This window comes from Glycomyces harbinensis (assembly GCF_900101745.1).
In the GTDB taxonomy this organism is placed as follows: Bacteria; Actinomycetota; Actinomycetes; order Mycobacteriales; family Micromonosporaceae; genus Glycomyces; species Glycomyces harbinensis.
On record NZ_FNAD01000022.1, the window covers coordinates 61,428 to 83,746 of the forward strand.

19 protein-coding genes, 1 tRNA gene and 1 riboswitch are annotated in these 22,319 nt (G+C 69.2%); of the genes, 9 read left to right on the forward strand and 11 right to left on the reverse strand.

Features of this window, described 5'->3' with window-relative positions:
* Positions 1-37: 37 nt before the first annotated feature.
* From BLQ63_RS25430 to BLQ63_RS25440, 3 genes are all read left to right on the forward strand, one after another.
* Entirely contained in the window at positions 38-700 is a 663-nt protein-coding gene (locus BLQ63_RS25430; RefSeq protein ID WP_091040344.1) for a MerR family transcriptional regulator, read from the forward strand.
* A 39-nt stretch (positions 701-739) separates the two neighbouring features.
* Positions 740-1,549, forward strand: a complete 810-nt coding sequence (locus BLQ63_RS25435; protein ID WP_091040345.1) for a spermidine synthase — start codon at positions 740-742, stop codon at positions 1,547-1,549.
* Positions 1,550-1,954: 405 nt separating this feature from the next.
* Positions 1,955-2,138, forward strand: a riboswitch (cyclic di-AMP (ydaO/yuaA leader).
* 109 nt (positions 2,139-2,247) lie between these two features.
* A complete protein-coding gene (locus tag BLQ63_RS25440) occupies positions 2,248-3,138 on the forward strand; it encodes a C40 family peptidase (RefSeq protein WP_143015091.1) in 891 nt (296 codons plus the stop codon).
* A gap of 261 nt (positions 3,139-3,399) precedes the next feature.
* Here the strand turns inward: BLQ63_RS25440 and BLQ63_RS25445 are convergent, their stop codons facing one another.
* The gene (locus BLQ63_RS25445) at positions 3,400-4,356 is read right to left on the reverse strand and encodes a sigma-70 family RNA polymerase sigma factor (protein ID WP_051703965.1); all 957 of its coding nucleotides are present in this window, start codon (positions 4,354-4,356) and stop codon (positions 3,400-3,402) included.
* A gap of 606 nt (positions 4,357-4,962) precedes the next feature.
* Between BLQ63_RS25445 and orn the strand changes: the two genes are divergently transcribed.
* Entirely contained in the window at positions 4,963-5,574 is a 612-nt protein-coding gene (orn, locus tag BLQ63_RS25450; RefSeq protein ID WP_245681087.1) for an oligoribonuclease, read from the forward strand.
* A gap of 91 nt (positions 5,575-5,665) precedes the next feature.
* Positions 5,666-5,738, forward strand: a tRNA-His gene (locus BLQ63_RS25455).
* 44 nt (positions 5,739-5,782) lie between these two features.
* Here the strand turns inward: BLQ63_RS25455 and BLQ63_RS25460 are convergent.
* The 8 genes from BLQ63_RS25460 to rpsE all read right to left on the reverse strand — a co-directional run bounded on the left by BLQ63_RS25460 (position 5,783) and on the right by rpsE (position 11,242).
* Positions 5,783-6,265 (reverse strand): DUF1707 SHOCT-like domain-containing protein, encoded by a 483-nt coding sequence (locus BLQ63_RS25460; protein ID WP_091040348.1) that lies wholly within the window; start codon positions 6,263-6,265, stop codon positions 5,783-5,785.
* Between the two features lie 40 nt (positions 6,266-6,305).
* Positions 6,306-6,767, reverse strand: a complete 462-nt coding sequence (locus BLQ63_RS25465; RefSeq protein ID WP_177155106.1) for a DUF1707 SHOCT-like domain-containing protein — start codon at positions 6,765-6,767, stop codon at positions 6,306-6,308.
* Between the two features lie 24 nt (positions 6,768-6,791).
* Positions 6,792-7,628, reverse strand: coding sequence for a type I methionyl aminopeptidase (gene map / locus BLQ63_RS25470; protein WP_091040350.1), 837 nt, complete (start codon positions 7,626-7,628; stop codon positions 6,792-6,794).
* Between the two features lie 9 nt (positions 7,629-7,637).
* Positions 7,638-8,273 (reverse strand): adenylate kinase, encoded by a 636-nt coding sequence (locus BLQ63_RS25475; protein ID WP_091040351.1) that lies wholly within the window; start codon positions 8,271-8,273, stop codon positions 7,638-7,640.
* Positions 8,274-8,346: 73 nt separating this feature from the next.
* A complete protein-coding gene (gene secY, locus BLQ63_RS25480) occupies positions 8,347-9,684 on the reverse strand; it encodes a preprotein translocase subunit SecY (RefSeq protein ID WP_091040352.1) in 1,338 nt (445 codons plus the stop codon).
* A gap of 250 nt (positions 9,685-9,934) precedes the next feature.
* On the reverse strand, positions 9,935-10,408 hold the full coding sequence (rplO, locus tag BLQ63_RS25485) for a 50S ribosomal protein L15 (protein ID WP_091040353.1): 474 nt from the start codon (positions 10,406-10,408) through the stop codon (positions 9,935-9,937).
* 2 nt (positions 10,409-10,410) lie between these two features.
* The gene (gene rpmD / locus BLQ63_RS25490; protein ID WP_091040354.1) at positions 10,411-10,593 is read right to left on the reverse strand and encodes a 50S ribosomal protein L30; all 183 of its coding nucleotides are present in this window, start codon (positions 10,591-10,593) and stop codon (positions 10,411-10,413) included.
* Between the two features lie 10 nt (positions 10,594-10,603).
* A complete protein-coding gene (gene rpsE / locus BLQ63_RS25495) occupies positions 10,604-11,242 on the reverse strand; it encodes a 30S ribosomal protein S5 (protein ID WP_245681088.1) in 639 nt (212 codons plus the stop codon).
* A 523-nt stretch (positions 11,243-11,765) separates the two neighbouring features.
* On the opposite strand from rpsE, the gene BLQ63_RS25500 reads away from it, so the two are divergent.
* Genes BLQ63_RS25500 through BLQ63_RS25515 form a run of 4 tightly spaced genes read left to right on the forward strand, consistent with a single transcriptional unit; the run spans position 11,766 to position 19,755 of the window.
* The gene (locus BLQ63_RS25500; protein ID WP_091040356.1) at positions 11,766-12,491 is read left to right on the forward strand and encodes a GtrA family protein; all 726 of its coding nucleotides are present in this window, start codon (positions 11,766-11,768) and stop codon (positions 12,489-12,491) included.
* Positions 12,424-14,772 (forward strand): glycosyltransferase family 2 protein, encoded by a 2,349-nt coding sequence (locus tag BLQ63_RS25505; protein ID WP_245681089.1) that lies wholly within the window; start codon positions 12,424-12,426, stop codon positions 14,770-14,772. The genes BLQ63_RS25500 and BLQ63_RS25505 overlap by 68 nt, the downstream gene beginning before the upstream one ends.
* Positions 14,769-16,220 (forward strand): glycosyltransferase family 2 protein, encoded by a 1,452-nt coding sequence (locus tag BLQ63_RS25510; protein ID WP_091040357.1) that lies wholly within the window; start codon positions 14,769-14,771, stop codon positions 16,218-16,220. Before BLQ63_RS25505 ends, BLQ63_RS25510 begins: the two co-directional genes overlap by 4 nt.
* The gene (locus BLQ63_RS25515) at positions 16,210-19,755 is read left to right on the forward strand and encodes a PQQ-dependent sugar dehydrogenase (protein WP_091040358.1); all 3,546 of its coding nucleotides are present in this window, start codon (positions 16,210-16,212) and stop codon (positions 19,753-19,755) included. Before BLQ63_RS25510 ends, BLQ63_RS25515 begins: the two co-directional genes overlap by 11 nt.
* A gap of 130 nt (positions 19,756-19,885) precedes the next feature.
* Here the strand turns inward: BLQ63_RS25515 and BLQ63_RS25520 are convergent, their stop codons facing one another.
* Both BLQ63_RS25520 and BLQ63_RS25525 read right to left on the reverse strand, forming a co-directional pair.
* On the reverse strand, positions 19,886-21,088 hold the full coding sequence (locus BLQ63_RS25520) for an MFS transporter (protein ID WP_091040359.1): 1,203 nt from the start codon (positions 21,086-21,088) through the stop codon (positions 19,886-19,888).
* Complete coding sequence (locus BLQ63_RS25525; protein ID WP_177155107.1) at positions 21,085-22,305, reverse strand: ATP-grasp domain-containing protein; 1,221 nt, start codon at positions 22,303-22,305, stop codon at positions 21,085-21,087. The genes BLQ63_RS25520 and BLQ63_RS25525 overlap by 4 nt, the downstream gene beginning before the upstream one ends.
* Positions 22,306-22,319: the final 14 nt, after the last annotated feature.

Consider the following 22,319-nt stretch of genomic DNA (forward strand, 5'->3'; position numbering starts at 1 on the left):
GTAACGCGGGCGCGCTTTCCGTCATAGACTCCCTCGTATGCGCATCGGGGAGCTGTCGGAGCGGACGGGCGTTCCGGCCGCCACCATCAAGTACTACCTGCGGGAACGCCTCCTGCAGCCGGGCGAGCACGTCGAGGGCAACACCGTGGAGTACGGGCCCGGGCACGTGCACCGGCTGACGCTCATCAGGGCCCTGTCGGAGACGGCGGGGCTGTCGGTGGCGCAGATCGGCGAGGTGCTGACCGTCCTTGCGCGCCATCCGGAGTCGGGATTCCAGGCGATGGGCGCGGCCCTCGCGGCGACGCACCGGGACCCGAAGTTCTCCCTGGGGAGCGAGGGGACCTCGGAGGCGGCGGAGCGGACGGTGGACCAGCTGCTGGGCGAGTACGGCTGGGCCGAGGTGGCGCCGCCGAACTACCGGGACGCGCTGGTGACGGCGCTGACGGCGTTCTACCGGTTGGGGAACCCCGACCCGCAGGAGGTCCTGGGCCATTATGCGGACGCGGCGGCGGCGCTGGCCTCGGCGGACATGGAGGCGATCGCGGAGGCGACGAGGATCGAGGGCGTCGACGTGGAGCAGGCGGTGGTGGCGACGGTGCTGGGCGAGACGATCTTCGCGGCGCTGCGGCGCATCGCGCACGTCGCGGCCTCGGCCAGGACGCAGGCCGAGCAGGGGCCTTCGGGCACAATGGGGTCGTGAGAGCGAACCCGACTTCTTCGTCTTCCCGGCGGCTCGGCCGTGGCTGAGGGACTGCGCATCGACCGCGACCCGCGCCGTCCGAGCATGATGCACCTGCTGGCGGACGGGGTGGTCCAGGCGACGATCGACCTCGACGACCCGTCCTATCTGGACGCGGAGTACATGCAGCGGATCGCCTACCTGGTGGACGCGATGGCGGAGCCGAAGCGGCCGCTGCGGGTGCTGCACCTGGGCGCGGGGGGCCTGGCGCTGGCGCGGTACGCGGCCGCGACGCGTCCGGGCTCGTACCAGCAGGCGGTGGAGACGAACGAGGCGCTGGTCGCGCTGGTGCGGGCGGAGGCGCCGCTGCCGCGCGGGGTCAAGGTGAAGATCCGGCACACCGATGCGCGCGAGGCGGTCGAGAGCGCCCCCGAGGCGAGCTACGAGCTCATCATCACCGACGTGTACGCCGAGGCGCGCGTGCCGGCGCATGTCACGAGCACCGAGTTCCTGGCGGCGGCGCGGCGGGTGCTGCGTCCGGGCGGGCATTACGCGGTGAACCTGTGCGACGGCGGTCAGATGCGGTTCCTCAAGCCGGCGCTGGCGGCGATGGGCGCGGTGTGGCCGCACGTGGCGGTCATGGCGGAGCCGGCGGTCCTGCGGGGACGGCGGTTCGGGAACGTGGTCGCGGTGGCGGCGGACGTCGAGCTGCCGGTGGCGGCGCTGCGGCGCCGCTGCGCGGGCGCGGCCTTCCCGTGCCGGCTGCTGGAGGGCGCGGAGCTGCGGGACTACATCGGGGGCGCGGTCGCGGCGACGGATGCGACCGCGATCCAGTCCCCGCCGCCGCCGAGGTCCCTGAGGAGCTTCTGACCGGTCGCGGCTCGGCGGTCGCGCCGCCGTTTGACGTCGTTTCGGCGGGCGTCTTCGGTCGCCGTCTCGGCCGCCGTCGCGGCCGCGACCGGGCGGCCGTGTCGCACCCGCCGGGCACTGTTGAAGCCGGGGGCGGCACCGAACCCGAGCCCCGCTCACCCACGCCCGACGTCCGGGCCAGCGCCGGGTCGACCGTTCGGACAATAAACCCGCTGGATAGTGGCCCTGTCTCCCCGCGGATCACCACTGTCCGATCCTGACCCATGGCCCACCTCACACAAGACTTGGCGATGCGGGTCACCTTGTACTAGCGTCGGCGCCTGTTCCGGTCGGGTCCTCAGGGCTCCCCCAGAGACCCACCCGTCCGGACCGCCGAGCCGCGCTGCGCATGACGCCCGTTCTCTCCGGTACGGGGCGATACACCGCAGTGCGGGCCGGGGACCCAGCCGCGTCGTCCCCCCAGTCCGCGCATTCAGCGGGCTCCAGCGACGCACGGGGTGAATCCCGCGGAGGCCCGGCCTCCGCGGGTAGGGCGCACTTCCCTGCCCGAACCCGACAGCTAACCCGGTAGGCGGCCGAGGAAGAAAGGCCACCTTGTGGCTCAAGCCTGCTCGAATACCGAACACAGTTCCCGCGCCACCGCCATTCTCCGACGCGTCGCCGCCTACACGGGCGTGACCCTTGCGGCCGTCGGTCTCGTGACCGCCTTCGCGGCGGCCCCGGCGGAAGCGGCCGACATCGACTACGAGGCGGCTTCGGCCTCCGAGATCGAGGACCACCTCGGCGATCTCGAAACCGAGCTCGACGGCGCGAACGCCGACCTCGCCGGGCTCCAGGCGCAGTTCGATGCGGCCCAGGCCGTCATCGACGCCGCCTCCGCGGAGTACGGCACCTCCGACGCGCAGCTGAGCTACGTCACCGCCGCGGTCGAATCCGCGGACGACGAGCTCGGCGCGAAGGTCTCGACCCTCGTCGAGTACGCGCAGGAGCAGTCCGACAAGTACACCGAGGCCCAGGAGGCCGCGGAGCTGTCGGCCCAGCTCGAGACGCAGATCGACAAGACCGAGGCGCAGGTCGCGGACCTCGACGCGCAGATCGAGGAGGCCCAGGCGGCCTACGACGAGGCCGCTGAGGCCGAAGCCGAGGCCGAGGCGGCCGCCGCGGCCGAGGAGGAGGCCGCCGCGAGCACCGAGTCGAGCGGCGGCGGCGACTCGTCGTCGAGCTCGACGGCCGAGTACAGCTCCGACGCCGCGACCGCGGCGGTCCAGTTCGCGAAGGACCAGCTCGGCGAGTCGTACGTGTTCGGCGCCGCCGGCCCCGACACCTGGGACTGCTCGGGCCTGATCTCGGGCGCGTACGCCGTCTCGGACGTCTCGCTGACCCACTCCACGTGGACGATGTGGGACGAGACGAGCTCGATCGGCCGGGGCGACCTCCAGCCGGGCGACCTGGTCTTCTACAACGGCCAGAACCACGTCGCGATGTACATCGGCGACGGCCAGGTCATCCACGCGCCCAAGCCGGGCGACGTCGTGAAGATCTCGGACCTCGACATGGGCATGTCCATCGACGGGTACCGCCGGGTCTGACACAGGAGCGAACAAGCGTGGCTCGCCCGCATTGTGCGGGCGAGCCACGCTCGCGTTCGCATCCGCCCCCGGCTTCGACAGTGCCCGGCGGGTGCGACATCGCCGGGCCCGCCGAGAGGCCGGGAAACGTGAAGGGCCGAAGAGCCCGGCGTGGAGCACGGTCGGATGCGCGGCGGGCAGGGCGCTCGGGGCCGGACACGTTAAGGGCCGGGGCACCAGCCCCGGCCCTTCGCGTTTCCTGCTGCTCTAGCGCTTACGCAGTCAAGCCGCCTCTGCCATCACCTGGTCGTTGGCCAGTTCCTTCAGGCGCGCCAGCGCCTGGATCTCCAGCTGGCGGATCCGCTCGCGGGAGAGGTGGAACCGGTGCGCGACCTCGGTGAGCGAGTGCTCGCGGCCGTCTTCGAGCCCGTAGCGGGCCTTGACGATCCCCGCCGAGCGCTCGTCGAGGTGGTTGAGCATCATCTCGATGCGCTGACGCTCCATGCCGGCGAGGACGACGTCCTCGGGGCTGGGTTCGTCGGAGTCGGCGACCAGGTCGCCGAGATTGGTGTCGCCGTCGTCGCCGATCGGCGTGTCCAGTGAGACGGTGTCCTGGCTCCAGCGGATGAGCTCGTTGACCCGCTCGACCGTGACGCCCAATGCCTGGGCGACCTGATCGGGTTCGGGGTCGCCGCCGAGCTCACGGGTGAGCTGGCGGGTCACGTTGCGCATCCGGTTGACGTCCTCGACCAGGTGCACCGGCAGGCGCACGGTGCGCTCCTGCTGGGCGATCGCCCGGCTGATGGCCTGGCGGATCCACCACGTGGCGTAGGTCGAGAACTTGAAGCCGCGCTGGTAGTCGAATTTCTCGACGGCGCGGACCAGGCCCGTGTTGCCCTCCTGGATCAGGTCGAGCATCGGCATCCCGGAACGGACGTAGCGGCGGGCGATCGAGACGACCAACCGCAGGTTCGCCTTGATGAACTGTTCCTTCGCCTTCGCACCGTCTTCGACCAGTCGCTTCAGGTCTTTCTCGGTGGCGTCGCCGAAGGTCTCCTCTTCTCCGAGCAGGTGCTTCGCGAACAGACCCGCTTCGACAGCCTTCGCCAAGTCGACCTCGGCGGCGGCATCGAGCAGCGGCGTCTTCGAGATCTCATGCAGGTATACGCCTACAAGGTCTCGCTCCTCAGCGACCTCTTCGGTGGTGAGGGTGGGTGTTGTCGTAGTCTCCACGCTCAAGGTCTCCTCCAGCTTCCTCGTCCCCCGACACCGCGTGAACGGTGTACCAGTTACAACGACCGCTTCGTTGCGTGGAATTCCGTGTCCCGGTGTTCGATGCGCCACGGTTACCAAATCGATGCGAACGGATGGCCTTCCGGCCGTTTGCACCGTTTGGGTATCCCCGGGCTCGTCGGCTAAGCTCAGTTCACGGCTCCTGTCCCCTAGACGGGGCCGGGAGGCGCTCATGATGCCTGTGAGACGGGGATCACCTCACCTCGTCAGAGTTGCGGTGGCCCGAGTCCTGGTCACGGTATCGTCTCCGGTCTGCTTCATCGCAAACCTTCAATCTCTAGGGGTACACGCGCCTTACCTTGAAAAAGTTGAGAGATCATCTGATTGCGGCCCTTATCACTGCGATAGAGACCGCAAAGGCGGCGACGCTCTGATACCCGCACCATAGCGGACTGTAGCGGTGACAAGCAACACCTTTCCCAGGCGTTGATGTCCGATTCCGAACACCTCTCGTTCTTCTCCAGTCTGCGCCTCCCCGGAGGGTCCGCGGGCCCGTTCCGACCTCCTGACGCGCAGATCACCTGGGGTGACGCCTGCGCGTAGAGTTGGCGCGTGACAGAAGAACGCCTAGTGTGGGTCGACTGCGAAATGACCGGACTCGACCCGGAGACCGAAGCCCTCATCGAGATCGCGGTGCTCGTGACGGAGCCCGACCTCACCCCGCTGGACGAGGGCATCGACCTCGTCATCGCCTGCGAGGGCCCGGAGCTCGAGAACATGGGCGCGTTCGTCGCCGACATGCACGCCAAGTCGGGACTCACCGACGAGGTGCGGGCCTCGCAGATCTCGCTGCAGCAGGCCGAGGACGCGGTCCTGGAGTACATCAAGCAGCACGTGCCCGAGGCGCGCACCGCGCCCCTGTGCGGCAACTCCATCGCGACCGACCGCACCTTCATCACCAAGTACATGCCGCGCCTGGACGACCACCTGCACTACCGGATGATCGACGTGTCCTCCATCAAGGAGCTCGCCCGGCGCTGGTACCCGCGCGTGTACTACAACCAGCCGGCCAAGGGCCTCGCCCACCGCGCGCTCGCCGACATCAACGAGAGCGTCAAGGAGCTGGAGTACTACCGGCGCACCGTGTTCGTGCCGCTGCCCGGGCCCTCCAGCGACGAGGCCAAGGCCGCCGCCGCCGGCATCGGCGCCCCGCTCGCCGACTGAGACGACGGACACGGAACCCACTTGACGCGAGCCCCCGGCGTTTGGCTATGATTGTCGGCGGTCGTCGGGTTTCCCGGCAAGACCAATCTTGGTGGGCGTAGTTCAGCTGGTAGAACGCTTGGTTGTGGTCCAGGAGGTCGCGGGTTCAAGTCCCGTCGTTCACCCCGAGGTAAAAGCCCCGCGGCAGTGCCGCGGGGCTTTTCGCTGCTCAGAGGCCCTTGCGCTGATTCCGCTTGCGGCGCAGACGCTCCTGGCGCTTGCGGTCCTCGGCGGGGCGGATGATCTTGCGCTCGGCGAACGTCAGCGACGTCGCCACCACGACCAGCGGCACGATCACCCACGCCGGCCAGAAGTAGACCGCGCCGATCGTGAAGAACAGGACCAGCCACACGCCCAGGTTGATCCCGATCGGGATCGAGAAGCCGAACCACAGCCACTTGACCCAGTCGGGCGTCCCGGACTTCACGGGCTCCTGCGCGTCGATGATCTGGTGGTAGGCCGGCAGGTCGGACAGGACCACTTCGGCGTCCCCGACGGTCTTGGCCGCCAGGAGCACGTCGACGCGCTTCTCGTACTCGTCCAGGTCGATGTAGCCCTGGTCGACCGACGAGCGCAGGATGTCGGTCAGGGCGGTGCGCTCGGGGTTGCCGATCCGCGTGTCGCGGTCGCCGAATCGTTCGAGGGAGGACATGCAGGGGCTCCTTGGGGGGATGGTAAGGCCGAACGGTGGGTCAGTCGCAGTCGTCGTCGCCGAAGCCCCGGTTCACCAGCTGGACGACCGTGGCGATGCCGAGACCGAGGATGGGCCAGATCGGCCAGAACGCGGGCAGCTCGCCGCTGCCGATCCACGTCGCCAGCCAGATGGCGGTGCAGATGAGGCCGACGGTGATCAGGCCGCGCAGCGCGGGGACCTGGTGGAGCGGGGGGCGGCCGCGCCGGGCGTGCGGATCGCCGTGCGGGCGGTCGGCGGGCTGCTCGGCGGGGACGACCTCGGCCTCCTTCGGGCGGCCCCCGGGGAGGTCGTCGAAGATGAGGTCCAGTTCGGCGTTGGTCTTGGCCTCGTAGGCCGACCTCGTGCGGTCGTCGAACTCCGCGAGGTCGATGCGGCCCTCGTCGAGCGCCGCGCGAAGCTGCTCGATCGCCTTGTCGCGATCGGCGTTCGAGATCCGCAGTCTGCCGTGGTCGTCGGTCACGATGCCAATTATGGCATCGGGGTCCTATTCCGCGCGAGCCGCGCTCGCGGCCGCCTCGCCCAGTTGTTCGACGCCGCCGTCCGGAGCCGTCAGGACCCACACGCCGTCCTCGCAGAGCGCGATCGTGTGCTCGGTGTGGGCCGCGACCGACCCGTCCTCGGTCACGACCGTCCAGCCGTCGCCGAGCTCGGCGGTGTCCTCGGAGCCGAGCGTGAGCATCGGCTCGATCGCCAGGGCCATCCCCGCGCGCAGCTTCGGGCCCTCGCCCGGGCGCCCGTAGTTGAGGATGTGCGGGTCCTGGTGCATCTCGGTGCCGATGCCGTGCCCGCCGAAGCCGGTGACGATCCCGTAGTCCCCCGCGCGGTCCGCGGCCTGCTCGATGGCGTGCGAGATCCCGCCCAGGCGCTTCGCGGTGGCCGCGGCCCCGATGCCGGCCCACATCGCGGCCTCGCAGGCCTCGCGCAGGGCCCTCACCCGGGGGTCGACCTCGCCGATCTCGATGCTGATCGCGGCGTCGCCGTGCCAGCCGTCGACGATCGCGCCGACGTCGACCGACAGGAGGTCCCCTTCCTCGAGCACCGCGTCGGCGGAGGGGATCGCGTGGACGACCTGCTCGTTCACCGAGGCGCAGATCGAGGCCGGGTAGGGCCCGAAGCCGATGTCGTAGCCCTTGAACGAGGGCACCGCCCCGCTGGAGCGGATGATCTTCTCGGCGATCCGGTCGAGTTCCGCCGTCGACACGCCCGGCCCCGCGTACTCGCGCATGGCCTGGTGCACTTCGGCCACGACGAGCCCGGCGGCCCGCATCTTGCGGATCTGCTCAGGGGTCTTGTACTGGATGCGCTGGCGACGGCGGAACACGATGGGGGGTTACGCCGCGGCGCCGATGGCGGACAGGGCGCGCTCGGTCACTTCCGCGACCTCGCCGATGGCGTCGATCCGGACGAGCTTGCCCTGGGCCTGGTAGTGGCCGATGAGGGGGGCCGTCTGCTCGGCGTAGACCTTGAGGCGGTTCTTGATCGTCTCGGGCTTGTCGTCCGTGCGCTGGAACAGGTCCGGGGAGTCGGGGTCGGCCGGCGGGTCGAACTCCAGGTGGTAGACCTTGCCGGTCGACTTGGACACGCGGCGCCCCGACAGGCGGCGCACGACCTCGTCGTCGCTGGCCGTCAGCTCCAGGGCCAGGTCGAGGGTCGCGCCCGCGGCGTCGAGGACGCGGTCGAGGACCTTCGCCTGCTCGGTGTTGCGGGGGTAGCCGTCGAGGAGGAAGCCGTCCTTGGCGTCGTCCTGAGCCAGGCGGTCGGCCACCATGTCGTTGGTGACCTCGTCGGGGACCAGGTCCCCGGCGTCCATGTACCGCTTGGCCTCAAGGCCCAGGGGGGTGCCGCCGGAGACGTTGGCGCGGAAGATGTCACCGGTGGAGATCTTGGGGATGCCGAGCCGCTCGGCGATGATCTCGGCCTGTGTGCCCTTGCCGGCGCCCGGCGGGCCTACGAGTACCAGTCGCAAAAGAGTTCCTCCCGTGTCGTCACTGTGCCGGGCGGCGGCGCCACGCCGCCGCTCCGGCCGAGGGCGACCTGCCTCAGCGCAGGAAGCCCTCGTAGTGGCGCTGCATCAGCTGGGACTCGATCTGCTTGACCGACTCCAGGCCGACGCCCACCATGATCAGCACCGAGGTGCCGCCGAACGCGAACTGAGCGAACAGCTGCTGGTTACCGAACGCGATGATGGCCAGATTGGGAAGGATAGCGATCACGGCCAGGTAAAGCGAGCCAGGGAAGGTCAGGCGTGACAGGACTCGCTGCAAGTAGGTGGCCGTGGGCTTGCCCGGGCGCACGCCGGGGATGAACCCGCCGGCCTTCTTCATGTTCTCGGCGACGTCGTCGACCTTGAAGGTGATCGACACGTAGAAGTACGTGAAGAAGATGATCAGGAAGGCGTACAGGGTGATGTACACCCAGGAGCCCTGGTTGAGCAGGTACCGGTCGATGAACTGCACCCAGCCCGAATCGCTGTTCTGGTTGAGCTGGCGGAACAGCGTCGGGATGTACAGCAGCGACGAGCCGAAGATGACGGGCACGACGCCGGCCTGGTTCACCTTGAGCGGGATGTAGGTCGAGGTGCCGCCGTAGGCCTTGCGGCCGACCATCTTCTTGGCGTACTGCACCGGGATGCGCCGCTGCGACTGCTCGATGAAGATGACCGCGACCATGATCGCCAGGCACAGCCCGATGATGACGGCGAACATGAACCAGCCCTCGGACTCCTGGAGGGCCCAGAACTGGCTCGGCATCTGCGCCGCGATGGACGCGAAGATCAACAGGCTCATGCCGTTGCCGACGCCGCGCTCGGTGATCTGCTCGCCGAACCACATGATCATGGCGCTGCCGGCGACCATGACGGCCACGACGGTGACGATCGACATCCAGTAGGGGATGTTGGCGTCGGTGGTCGACAGGTCCGGGAGGATCGGGTTGGGGCACTCGGCGTTGAAGAGGATGCCCGAGCGCGCCAGGGCGATGTAGCCGGAGGCCTGGAGCAGCGCGAGACCCAGCGTGAGGTACCGCGTGTACTGGGTGATCTTGACCTGGCCCGGCTGGCCCTCCTTGCGGAGCTGCTCGAGCCTGGGGATCACGACCGTCAACAGCTGCATGATGATCGACGCGGTGATGTACGGCATGACGCCGAGCGCGAAGACCGACAGCTGGAGGAGCGCTCCACCCGTGAACAGGTTCAGGAGACCGAACACGCCCGCGTCATCGGTGGGCTGCTGGTTGAGGCAGGTCTGCACTGCCGTGTAGTCCACGCCGGGACTCGGCATCTGCGCACCAAGACGATACAGACCGATGATCATCAGGGTGAACAGGATCTTCTTGCGCAGATCGGGGGTCCGAAACGCGCTGATGAAGGCGGAGAGCAATGCGGTTCCTCCTGAACAAGACCCCCTGGCGGGGCCCTGGTGTTGCGGGGCAACACCTTACGTGACCAGTGGGCGTGTGAAGTTCGTAGCGAGAGGGTCACGCGCCCGAGGAAGACGGTGGTCCTCGCCAAGGGAGCCTAGCAGGCGCATTCGGACGCAGAGTATTCGGCACTGAGCATGACGAAACGGGCCGGAGTTCACTCCGGCCCGTTTCGCGGATCAAACGTTCGATCCGGCTTGCGGGACGCGACTAGGCGTCCAGGGGCTCGCCGGTCTTCTTGTCCACGACCACGGCCGTGCCGCCCGCGGCGGTGATCTTGGTGAAGGCGGAGGAGGAGAAGGCGTGGGCCTTCACGTCCAGCTTGACGCCTTCGAGCTCGCCGGAGCCGAGGACCTTGATGAGCTCCTTCTTGTTGAGGACGCCCACCGCCATCAGCTGCTCGGGGCCGACTTCGCCGCCGTCGGGGAACAGCTCCACGAGGCGGTCGAGGTTGACGACCTGGTACACGAGCTTGTTGTGCGGCTTGAAGCCCTTGAGCTTCGGAAGCCGGATCTGGAGGGGCATCTGCCCGCCCTCGAACCCGGCCGGCACGGTCTTGCGAGCCTTGGTGCCCTTGGTACCGCGGCCCGCGGTCTTGCCCTTGGAGCCCTCACCGCGACCCACGCGGGTCTTGGCCTTCTTGGCGCCGGGGGCGGGCTGCAGGTCATGAATGCGAATTGCCATGACTACTCGACCTCCTCGACGTCGACCAGGTGACGGACACGGTGGACCATGCCGCGGTACTGCGGGAGGTCCTCCTTGAAGACGGTCTGGCCGATCTTGCGCAGGCCGAGCGTCTGGATGGTGGCGCGGGTCTTCGGCTTCTCGCCGATGACCGACTTGTGCTGGGTGATCTTCAAACGTGCCATGTCGATACCCCTAAGCCTTCGCGGCTGCGGCGGCTTCGGCGCGGGCGCGCAGCAGACCCTGGGGAGCGATGTCCTCCAGCGCCATGCCGCGGCGGGCCGCGACGGCCTCCGGGGCTTCGAGCTGCTTGAGCGCCTTCACCGTCGCGTGGACGATGTTGATGGCGTTCGAGGAGCCCAGGGACTTCGACAGGACGTCGTGGACGCCGGCGCACTCGAGCACGGCGCGCACGGGGCCGCCGGCGATGACGCCGGTACCCGCGGAGGCCGGCTTGAGGAGCACCTTGCCGGCCGCGTCCTCGCCGAAGGTCTCGTGCGGGATGGTGCCGCCGATGCGGGGGACCGTGAAGAAGTTCTTCTTGGCCTCCTCGACACCCTTGGCGATCGCCGCCGGGACTTCCTTGGCCTTGCCGTAACCGACACCCACGTTGCCCGCACCGTCGCCGACCACCACGAGGGCGGTGAAGGCGAACCGGCGGCCGCCCTTGACGACCTTGGCGACGCGGTTGATGGTGACTACGCGCTCGATGTGCGGGGACTTCTCGGCGCGGTCGCGACCGCGACCGCCCTCGCGTCCTCCGCGACCACCGCGGCCGCCGCGGTCATTGCCGCCGCTGCCCCGGCCACCGGCCGCTTGCTGTTGATCAGCCACGAGACTGATTCCTTTCGTTCGCTCAACGCCGGACACGGCTGCGCCGGTTCCGACTCGCATACGGTTCCCTTTTGCGGGCCTTCGGCCCGAAGGGTCCGGTCTCGAGGACCGGAAGACGCCGCGCCGAAGCGCAACCTCTCGATTATGCCTGGTCAGGGGTTCTGCGGCGAACGGCGGGGTCGCGCTGAGGTCGGGAACACACGCCGGGCCGCCGGCGGCGGTCCTCGTACATGCGCGAGCCCGCGCCGAGGGACGGTCGCATCCCGCGGGCGCCGCGCCGTTCGCGCCATCGGCGGCGGCCCGAATGCGAGCATTTCTTTTTCATTCCCGGCGGCGAATGCGGAGCCGACTTTCAAAACCCGATAAAGCTACTCACGAGTCATCCCCTGAACGGGTAAAGCCGGAAGTAAAGATCCCGACAGCCGATCACGCAATGCGGTCATTCGCTCTGTCCCATTCACCCGCATACGCACGACGTGCGGCGAATCCGCTTCCGCGCAAAAGGGATATTTAAAAGTCCTCAATGACCGACGGTGACAACGGTGCGCGCCAATTGGGGTCCACCACCAGCGATGACCCGGCTACGGTGTTGACCAGCACCCGTTCCGTGAACACCCATCCGACCGCATTGGAGCGGTCGGCACCCGCTGGCATTCCCCATTCGCATACGCGCGACCCCCGCCGATACGGCGCGAGTCGACGCGTTTATCAGCCGTGCCCACTGGAGGACTATTCCATGCATCGGCACCGGCCGCTACTGATGCGGCTCGCCCGATTCTCGACGGTCGGAATGACCTGCTTCGCCATTCAGGCGGGGCTCCTGCTCGCACTCCGCGAAACCGGTGTCCCGGACACGCTCGCGAACGCGATCGGGTTCCTCGTCTCGGCGCAGGTCAATTTCCTGCTGAGCACCCGCTTCACCTGGTCGGACCGGCGGCTGCCGCGGCCGGCCCCGCGCCGCGCCGCCGTGCGGTGGCTGTCCTTCCAGACCACCGTCGCCCTCAGCCTGGCCTGCAACACGGGCGTGTTCGCCCTCGCGTCGCAGTTCACCGGGCCCGTGGCCGCGGCCGCCGCCGGCGTCGGCCTCGGCGCACTCCTGACCTTCCTCGCGAGCAACCACCTGATCTTCCGCGGGCGCCGAGCCGAAACGGCGCCGCCGACCGAACACCTTGGAGCAGACCTTGACGATCATCGCCGCGCACCACTCGCACTCACCCGCACCGCGGACCGCACCGCCACCGCCGACTGACGGCGTCGCGGTGGTCATGCCGGCCTACCGCGAGGAGGCGAACGTCGCCGCCACGGTCGACGACTTCCTGCACACCATGGTCCGCGCCGGCATCCCGCACGCCGTCATCGTCGTCGACGACGGCAGCGACGACCGCACCGGCGAGCTCATCGACCGCCTCGCCGCCGTCTACGGCGGCCGCGTCATCGCCGTCCACCACGAGCAGAACCTCGGCTACGGGGCCGCCGTGCGCACCGGCATCGACACCGCCCTGCGCCGCACCGGGTTCCGCGAGATCCTGCTGACCGACGCCGACCGCCAGTTCCACGCCGAGGACCTCCTCGCCCTGCGCGACAGGAAGCGCGAGGAGCGCGCCGACGCCGTCATCGGCTACCGCGCCAGCCGCGCCGACCCGTGGCGGCGGCGCCTCAACGCCAAGATCTGGACGACGCTGTGCAAGGCGCTCCTGCGCGTCCCCGGCCGGGACGTCGACTGCGCCTACAAGCTCATCGACCGCTCGCTCCTCCAGGACCTGCGGCTCACCGGCGAGGCCGCGGCGATCTCCCCCGAGATGCTTTGCCGCATCTCGGGCGACGGCGCCCGCATCATCGAACACCCCGTGAACCACTACCCGCGCGAGCACGGCGAGCAGACCGGGGCCCGGCTCTCGGTCGTCGTCAAGTCGCTCGTGAGCCTCGCGGTCGTCTACGGACACATGGTCCGCGACGCCCAGCGCCTCGGCTGGGCCAGGCGCCTGGCGAGCCCCAAGGACGCCCCCGCCGCCCTGGTGACGCTCGCGGCCTGCGTCGCCAGCGTCCTGGCGTACCTCTACTTCGCCGACCACGGCTACCTGCTGGCGTATCCCGACGCGAACTCGCACCTGCTCATCGCCCGCCGCGTCGTCGACAGCCCCACCGCCGGGCTCGCGCAGCTCGGCGGCGTGTGGCTGCCGCTGCCGCACCTGCTGACGGCGCCGCTCGCGACCTGGGAGGCCTTGTACCTCAACGGGTTCGCGGGGGCGCTCGTGTCCATGGCCTCCTACGCGGTGGCCGTGCGGTGCCTGTTCCTGCACGCCCGGTCGCTCGCCGGCCACTGGGCCGCCGGGCTCACCGCCGCGGGGCTCTTCGCGCTCAACCCGAACGTGCTCTACCTGCAGGCGACGGCCATGACCGAGCTGCTGCTGTTCGCGTGCGCCGTCGCCGCGATCCACCACCTGCACGAATGGTGCGCGCGCGAACGCCTGCGGGACCTGTCGCTCGCGTCGGCAGCGGTGCTCGCGGCGACCCTCACGCGGTACGAGGGCTGGATCCTGTGCGTCGTCGCGCTCGCGGTCGTCGCCTACGCGGCGCTGCGCCGCCACCGCCGCTACTCGCACACCGAGGGCTCGGTCCTCGTCTTCGGGTTCATCGCCGGCGCCGGCGTCCTGGGCTGGATGGCGTGGAACCTCGCGATCTTCGGCGACGCGCTCAACTGGAAGTCCGGCGAGTACGCCGACTCGGCCCTGTGGGTCGCCGAGGGCGAGGCGAACGTCGGCTCGCTCGGCACCGCCGCGCGGACGTACGGGTTCGCCGCGCTGCACAACCTCGGGATCGCCACGGCCGCACTCGGACTCGCCGGGCTCGTGGTCTACGCGGTCCAGCGGCGCCTGCGGTCGCGGTGGCTCACCCCGTACGCGATGCTCGTGTTCGCGCCGTTCTTCGTGTGGGCCCTCGTCACCGGCGAGCGGCCCCTGCACGTCGAAGAGGTCATGGGCGGGCTCTACAACGTCCGCTTCGGGCTCATCATGCTCATCCCCGCCGCGGTCTTCGCCGGATACCTCGTCGGCGTGCTCGTCAAGCGCCTCCCCGCGGCGGGCGGGCGGGCCGCGGCCGGGGTCCTCGCGGCCTCGGCCGTCGCCGGGGCCACCGTGGCCGTCGGCGGCGCGATCGTGCTCGACGAGGCGGTCGCGTTCCGCGGCAGCGGCGCCGAGGCCGACAACGCCGCCGTCGCCGCCTGGCTGCGGGACCACCACGACGGCGGCACCACGCTCATGATGTCGTTCGAGAACGAGTCGGTGACCTTCGAGTCCCAGATGCCCACCGGGTCCCTGGTCTACGAGGGCTCGTACCGGATGTGGGAGGAGGCGCTCGCCGACCCGAGCGGCGCGGGCGTCGAATGGATCTACATGCGCGCCACGCCGGGCGGCGAGGACGACGTGTGGGAGGCCCTGTGGGGCACCGATGCGCTCGAGGACCACTACGAACTGGTCTACGACGAGGGCGACCGGCTGGTCTTTCGCGCCGAGGACGGAGCCGACGCATGAGCGCGCACCGCAAGCGGCCCGACGCGCCGCCCTCGGGCCTCAGCGCCCAGAGCCTCCTCAGTCCCGGCCAGATCGCGTTGGCGCTCACCGTGATCGGCACCGTCGCCGCGGCACTCGCCGTGCACCTGCTCACCGGGTTCGGGCCGGGCCCGCTCCAGTGGGCCCAGGCCGGCATGTTCGCGCTCATCGTCCTGTACCTGGCGGTGATCGCCTTCAAGTTCGCGATGGTGCTCGGCTCGGGCAAGTCCACCGCGATGCGCTTCGCGCCGGGGAGCCTGGAGACGTTCCCGGACCACGAGCTGCCGAAGTACACGGTCCTCGTGCCGCTGTACCGCGAGGCCGCGGTCGTCCCCGGCCTCGTCCGGCGGTTGTCCGCGATGGACTACCCCGAGTCGAAGCTGGAGATCCTGCTCCTGGTGGAGGCCGAGGACGCGGAGACCCGCGAGGCGCTAGCCGCGGTGGACCTCGGCCGGGCCTTCCGCACGGTGGTCGTGCCCGACACCGCGCCCAAGACGAAACCGAAGGCCTGCAACGTGGGCCTGGCCCGCGCGACCGGCGAGCTGTGCGTCATCTTCGACGCCGAGGACCGGCCCGACCCCGACCAGCTGCGCAAGGCGGCGCTGGCGTTCCGGATGCTGCCCGAGCGGGTCGTGTGCGTCCAGGCCGAGCTCCAGTACTGGAACCCGTGGACGAACTGGCTGACGCGGTGCTTCTCGGCCGAGTACGCCACGAACTTCAGCCTGACGCTCCACGGCATGGACCGCCACCGCCTCGCGATCCCGTTGGGCGGCACGTCGAACCACTTCCGGATCGACGCGCTGCGGGCGCTCGGCGGCTGGGACCCGTTCAACGTCACCGAGGACGCCGACCTCGGCATCAGGATCGCCCGGCGCGGCTGGGACGTGCGGATGATCGTCTCGGTCACCGAGGAGGAGGCGAACTCGCGCCTGGGCAACTGGATCCGCCAGCGCAGCCGGTGGATCAAGGGCTACCTCCAGACCTGGCTGGTGCATTCGCGCCGGCCCCTGCGGCTGTGGCGGGAGCTGGGGACGAGGAAGACCCTCGCGATCCACCTGACGCTGGGCTTCTCGACGGTGACCACGCTGATCAACCCGCTCATGTGGGCCATGACGCTGTCGTACTTCGTGTTCGGGCCGCAGTGGATGGAACCGCTGTTCCCGCCCGCGGTCCTGTACGGGGGCATGTTCGCGATGATCGCGGGCAACGCACTCATGTGCTACGCGCTGATGCTGGGCTGCTTGAAGCGCGGCCTGTACGCGGCGGTGCGGGCGATGCTGACGGTGCCGCTGTACTGGGCGCTGATGAGCGTGGCCGCGTACAAGGCGCTGGGGCAGCTGGTGCGGCCGAGCAAGCGGCACTTCTGGGAGCTGACGGACCACGGGCTGGTCGAGTCGGACGAGGCGCCGGAGGTGGCGCATGTCAGGTGAGTCGTTGCGCCGCTTCGCTGCGGCACTCGTGCTGGCGCCCTTGCTGCTGGTCGCTCCGGGGGCGGCGGAGGCCGAGCCGCCGGCCGAGTTCGAGCGGCTGCTGGTGGTCGGGGGCCTGGAGGAGCCGACGTCGTTCCGGTTCACGCCGGCCGGGGACGTCCTGGTCGCCGAGAAGAACGGGGCGATCCGGCTGGTCGAGGACGGTGCGCTGCACGGGCATCCGCTGATCGAGCTGGGGACGGCGGGCTCGGACGAGCGGGGGCTGCTGGGTCTGGAGATCGACCCGGACTTCGCGTCGAACGGGTACGTGTACGCGGGCTACACGGCGGCCGACAACCTGGACCGGTTGAGCCGCTTCACGATGACGGGCCACCAGATCGACCCGGCCTCGGAGCTGGTGCTGATCCAGTCGCAGCAGGACGCGAACGTGTTCCACCATTCGGGGTCCGTGGGGTTCGGTGCGGACGGGAAGCTGTACTGGACGCTGGGGATGAACACCAACAGCCAGAACCCGATGAACCTGGGGAACGTCCACGGGAAGATGCACCGCGTCAATGCGGACGGGTCGATCCCGGCGGACAACCCGTTCGTGGACACGCCGGGCGCGGAGCCGTCGGTGTGGGCGTACGGGCTGCGGAACTCGTTCCGGTGGGACGTGGTGCCGTCGGGTCCGAACGCGGGGAAGATCCTTGCCGGGGACGTGGGCGGTTCGGAGTTCGAGGAGCTGAACCTCATCGAGCGGGGCGCGAACTACGGCTGGCCGGAGGTCGAGGGCGAGTGCGGGGACTGCCCGTACGCGCAGCCGGTGTGGACCTACCCGCACACCGACCCGCCGGCGTCGGCCGGGTCGGTCTCGGCGGTGGAGGTCTACGAGGGCGGGCTGCTCGGGGAGGCGTACGAGGGCGCGGTGTTCGTCGCGGACTACACGCTGGGGTTCGTCAAGTACCTGGAGATGGACGAGTCGTTCGAGACCGTGGTGTCGGTGCACGACTTCGACACCGGGGCGGGGACGCCGGTGGAGTTGCAGACCGGGCCGGACGGGGCGCTGTACCAGTTGAACATCTATCCCGGTGAGCTGTACCGGATCGCGCCCTCGGGCGGGAACCGGACGCCGGTGGCCGAGGCGGGCGCGACGCCCGACAGCGGGTTCGCGCCGCTGGAGGTGCAGTTCTCCTCGGAGGGTTCGCGCGACGCCGACGGCGACGCGCTGTCGTACGCGTGGGACTTCGGGGACGGCGGCTCGTCGACCGAGGCGGACCCGGTGCACGTGTACACGGGGAACGGCGTGTACCAGGCGGTGTTGACCGTGGACGACGGCGAGAAGTCGGCCGAGGCGGTGGTGGAGGTCCAGGTGGGGAACTCCCGGCCCGAGGCGGTGATCGAGTCGCCCGGTGAGGGGTTGACGTACGACGCGGGCGATGTCGTGGGGTTCTCCGGTTCGGGGAGCGACCCGGAGGACGGGGCGCTGGGGGCGGCGGCGATGTCGTGGACGGTGCAGTTCCACCACGCCGACCACGTGCACCCGTTCTTCGGACCCGAGACGGGCAGCGCCGCAGGGGAGATCGAGATCCCGAGGGCGCCGCACGGGGCGGACAACACGTTCTACCGGATCAGCCTGACGGTGACCGACGCCGGAGGGCTCACCGATACGGCCTTTGTGGACGTTCATCCGAACACGGTGGAGGTGAGCCTGAGCGCCGATCCGCCGGGGCTGGCGTTCACGCTCGACGGGCGGCCGTACACGGGGACGGCGGTGAAGCGGATGGTCGTGGGCGGTGAGTACGTGCTGGACGCGGCCTCGCCGCAGCATGCGGGGGCCGAGCGCTACGCGTTCGACTCGTGGTCCTCTGGCGCCGATCGGCATCACGTGTTCACGGTTCCGGATGAGGACACGGCGGTGACGGCGCACTTCACGGAGCTGGCGTTTCCGCCCGCGCCTTGGGAGTCCACGGACGTCGGCGAGCGGACGCAGCTGGGGCTCAGCAGTTACGACGACGGCAAGTTCACGGTGACCGGCGCGGGCTGGGACGTGTGGGGCGGGACCGACGAGTTCCACTTCGTGCACCAGCCGCTGGCGGGCGACGGACAGATCACCGCGCGGCTGACCTCGCAGGACGACACGCATCCGTGGGCGAAGGCCGGGGTGATGGTCAAGGAGTCGACTGAGGAGGGTGCGAAGTACGCGTCGATCGCGGTGACCCCCGAGAACGGGGCGCACTTCCAGGCGGACTTCGGGACCGACGGCGGCGGCTTCGACTACGAGGAGGGCGCGGCGTGGCTGCGCCTGACGCGCGAGGGCGACGTGTTCACCGCGGAGCTGTCGGCCGACGGCGAGGACTGGACGGTGATCGGTTCCGCGACGGTGCCCATGAGTGCGGACGCCCAGATCGGCCTCTTCGCCACGTCACACGACAACACGCGGTTCTCCACGGCCGTGTTCGACTCGGTCGAGGTCGACGCCGGAGACCCGTCCGCGGGCTGGGAGTGCCAGGACGTGGGCGACCCGGCGCTGCCGGGGAACGCGTCGTTCGACCCCGACGGGTCGATCGCGGTCACCGGCGGCGGCGACGACGTGTGGGGCGGGGCCGACCAGTTCCACTACTGCCACCAGGAGTTGGCGGGCGACGGCGAGATCATCGCCCGCGTAGTGGCCCAAGGAGTCTCCGACGAGTGGGCGAAGGCCGGGCTGATGGTGAAGACCGCCCCCGAGGCGGGCGCGGACTACGTCGCGGCGATGACGACCCCGGAGCACGGGGTCAGGCTCCAGACCGGGTTCGACACCGACACGGCCGGGCCCGAAGCGGGTGCGCCGGTGTGGCTGCGGCTGGTCCGGGAGGGGACGACGGTGACGGCGTTCCATTCCGACGACGGCACCGGCTGGGAGCCGTTCGCCAGCGCGCGGTTGGAAGGCGCGGCGACGGTGGGGTTGTTCGTGACCTCGCACGACGGCGGCGAGTGGAGCACGGCCGTGTTCGACTCGGTGACGGTGCGGGACACGGCGCCCGCGGTACCCGAGCCGTGGACGTGCGAGGACGTCGGAGACCCGGCGATACCCGGTGACGCGGTGTTCGACGCGGAAGGGACGGTCACGATGATCGGCGCGGGCGACGACGTCTGGGGCGACGCGGACCAGTTCCGATTCTGCCACCAGGAGTTGGCGGGAGATGGTCAGATCACGACACGGGTGGTCTTCCAGGAGGACACCGACGACTGGGCGAAGGCCGGGGTCATGGTCAAGACCGGTACCGAAGCCGGGGCGGCGTACGCGGCGCTGATGCTGACGCCCGGGCACGGGGTGCATCTGCAATCGGGCTTCGACACCGACGTGGATGGGCCCGATACGGGAGCCCCGGTATGGCTGCGGCTGAGCAGGGTCGGTGAGGTGGTGACGGCCGCGTGGTCGGCGGACGGCGAGGCCTGGGCCGACATCGGGAGCGCGGATCTCGCGGGCGGGGCCGTGGTCGGCCTGTTCGCGACCTCGCACGACGGATCCGAATCGGGCACAGCGGTGTTCGACTCGGTGACCGTCGCATAGACGGGCGCCGGGGGCCTGCGGGAGCCTCCGGCGCCTTCCGCCGCTCGGGACGCGAAGGGCGTTCCGAGCGGCGGCGCCACGCTGGTGTTCGCCGACGGGCCGAGTAACGGCAACGACGACCGGACCTCGGCTATTGGTAGCTGGTCTTGCGCGAATGAGCCCAGTAACCGGCGGCGGCCAAAAGACCCACGACCATGATGACCGTCCACGCCGATTGCGATCCATAGCGCTCCAGTAGAAAGACTCCCAGCGGCGCGCCCACCACCATGCCGAGGAACAGCACGAAGAAGTACGAACCCTGAAACGCCGACTGACGCCCGCCGGGGGCGTGGTGAGCGATGAACGTCGCCGGCGCCGGCGCCATAATGATCTCTCCCAGAGACCACACGCTCAGGGCCACGAGGAAACCTACGGAGGACTCGGCGAATCCGTTGAGTCCGAACCCGACGGCCACCAGCGCCGACCCGCCCACAAGCATCCATAGAGTCTTCATTCGGTGCCCGACGGCTGCCGCCAGCGGTTGCAGCACGATGACCAGCACGGCGTTGACGGCGAGGATGGAGCCGATCCCCGCCTCGTTGATTCCGTTGAGCTTCATGTCAATGGGCAGCGTCGACTGCCGCTGCAGGTACACGATGTTCAGCAGGAACGACAGCGCCAGGAACGGCGCCACCGATCGGTTCAGGAAGGGCTGCGCCATGTCGGCACCCGCAGTGCGGACGGTGCCCCACTTTCCGCTAACACCGGTGTCACGGGCTTGCACCCGGTCATCAGGCAGGAACCTGCAGATGAACCAGTACACCAGTGCCGTACAGATGCCTAGAACGAAGATTCCGCGCGGCGCGACATACAGCAGCACTCCCGACAGAACCGGCCCTACCGACCCGCCGACGTTGTTCGCCCAGTACAGCAGGCCGAATGCGCGGGTGCGTCGCGACTCCGGCACCAGGTTCACCACCATGGCCGTACCGGTGGGTCTGTTGATCGCCGCCAGGAAACCGGCGACGAACACCAGGCCCACCAGTAGCCAGATTTGGGAACTGACCAGCATTATCCCCAGGACCACGGCATATCCCACCTGAGACGCCGAGATGGCCCGTCGGGGTCCTACGCGGTCTCCCAGCATGCCGCCCACGATCGAAGCGGTGGCCGAACCGGCCCCCTGCATCGCCACGGCGAGCGCGGAGGTGGTGGCGTCGGTCAGGCCGGAAGTGAGCAGATACAGGGCGAAGAAGGCCGGATGCAGCAAACCCAGCCGGTTCACCACCCATCCAAGCCACAGCAGCCAGAAAGCCCTGCCCAGTGTTGTGGCTTCAGCGGTGGTGCTGGTCATACGACCACATCGCGGCTACCGCTTTCAGTCAGAGACTTCGTCGAAATCGTGATGTGGTGCAGGACTTCCTGACACCGCTCAACCGCCAGCCGTGGGTCCGCTCCCCATGCCATGACCGAGCCGAAGATCCGGTCGAAGGAGTCGCGGATCTCGGTGACCTCGTCTCCGGGCCGAAGCGGCATGTCCAACTCCAGGTCGGCCGCTGCGTCGAACGCGTCGGTCCCGGTCACGTCGACGACCACGCCGGGTTCGGGGGTGAAGAACCTGATGGCGGCACCTCCGCGAACCGGTGGCGAGTACTCGGGACCATCCTCCACGCCCAGCGGCACTGACACCGCCAGTCGGGCCAAGTCCACACCGTACGCGTGCTGTACCAGCTCGCTCATCTTTCCGCCGCCTATCCGGTTATGGGACTCGATGACTCGCGGCCCCGCTGCGGTGAGCATGAGCTCGGTGTGGGCGGGCCCTTCGTGCAAACCGACGGCGTCCAGGAACCGGTATGTCACCGACGCGACCTGGTCGAGCTGTTCGTCGGTCAGTGTGGCCGGCATGGTGTGCCCCACCTCGACAAGAGCATCGTTGAGAACCTTCTGGGAAGTCGCCATCAAGACGTGACGGCCCCGAGTGGAGAAGGACTCCACACTGATTTCGGTTCCGGTCAGCAACTCCTCGGCGAGAACAGGGAGACTGCCGCCATGCGGAAGTCGCCGCCATGCCGACCGCAGCTCGTCAAGGGTGCGAATGAGGTGAACGTCCCTGCTCGCAGCGCCGCAGGGTGGCTTGAGGACGATCCCGTCCGGTCCTTCCCGGAAGAACCCGACCGCATCCTCCAATTGAGAGACCACTCGATATCGAACCGGACTCAGACCCACGTCATCGAGACAAGCTCGCATGGCGTTCTTGTCGACCAGTCGTCTCACAGCCGCCAGCGGGTTGCCGCCCAGACCGAAGCGGTCGTTGAGGATCGCGGCAGGTAGCAGCCCGGTCTCCGTCAATGACACGATTCGGTGAATCTGGCGTCGGCTCTGCTGGCGGCGCACTTCCTCGGCGACCGCGTCGACATCCGTGAAATCGAGATGGACGATCTCTTCGCACAGCTCCTCGGCGACCGGATCGTACCTGCCCGGCATATGCACCAGTACCACGTTAACGCCGGCATCGCGTGCCCCTTCGAGGACATTGAGGCGGCCGCCGAGCACGACTATCGTCTTCGCCACGGAGTTCTCCATTC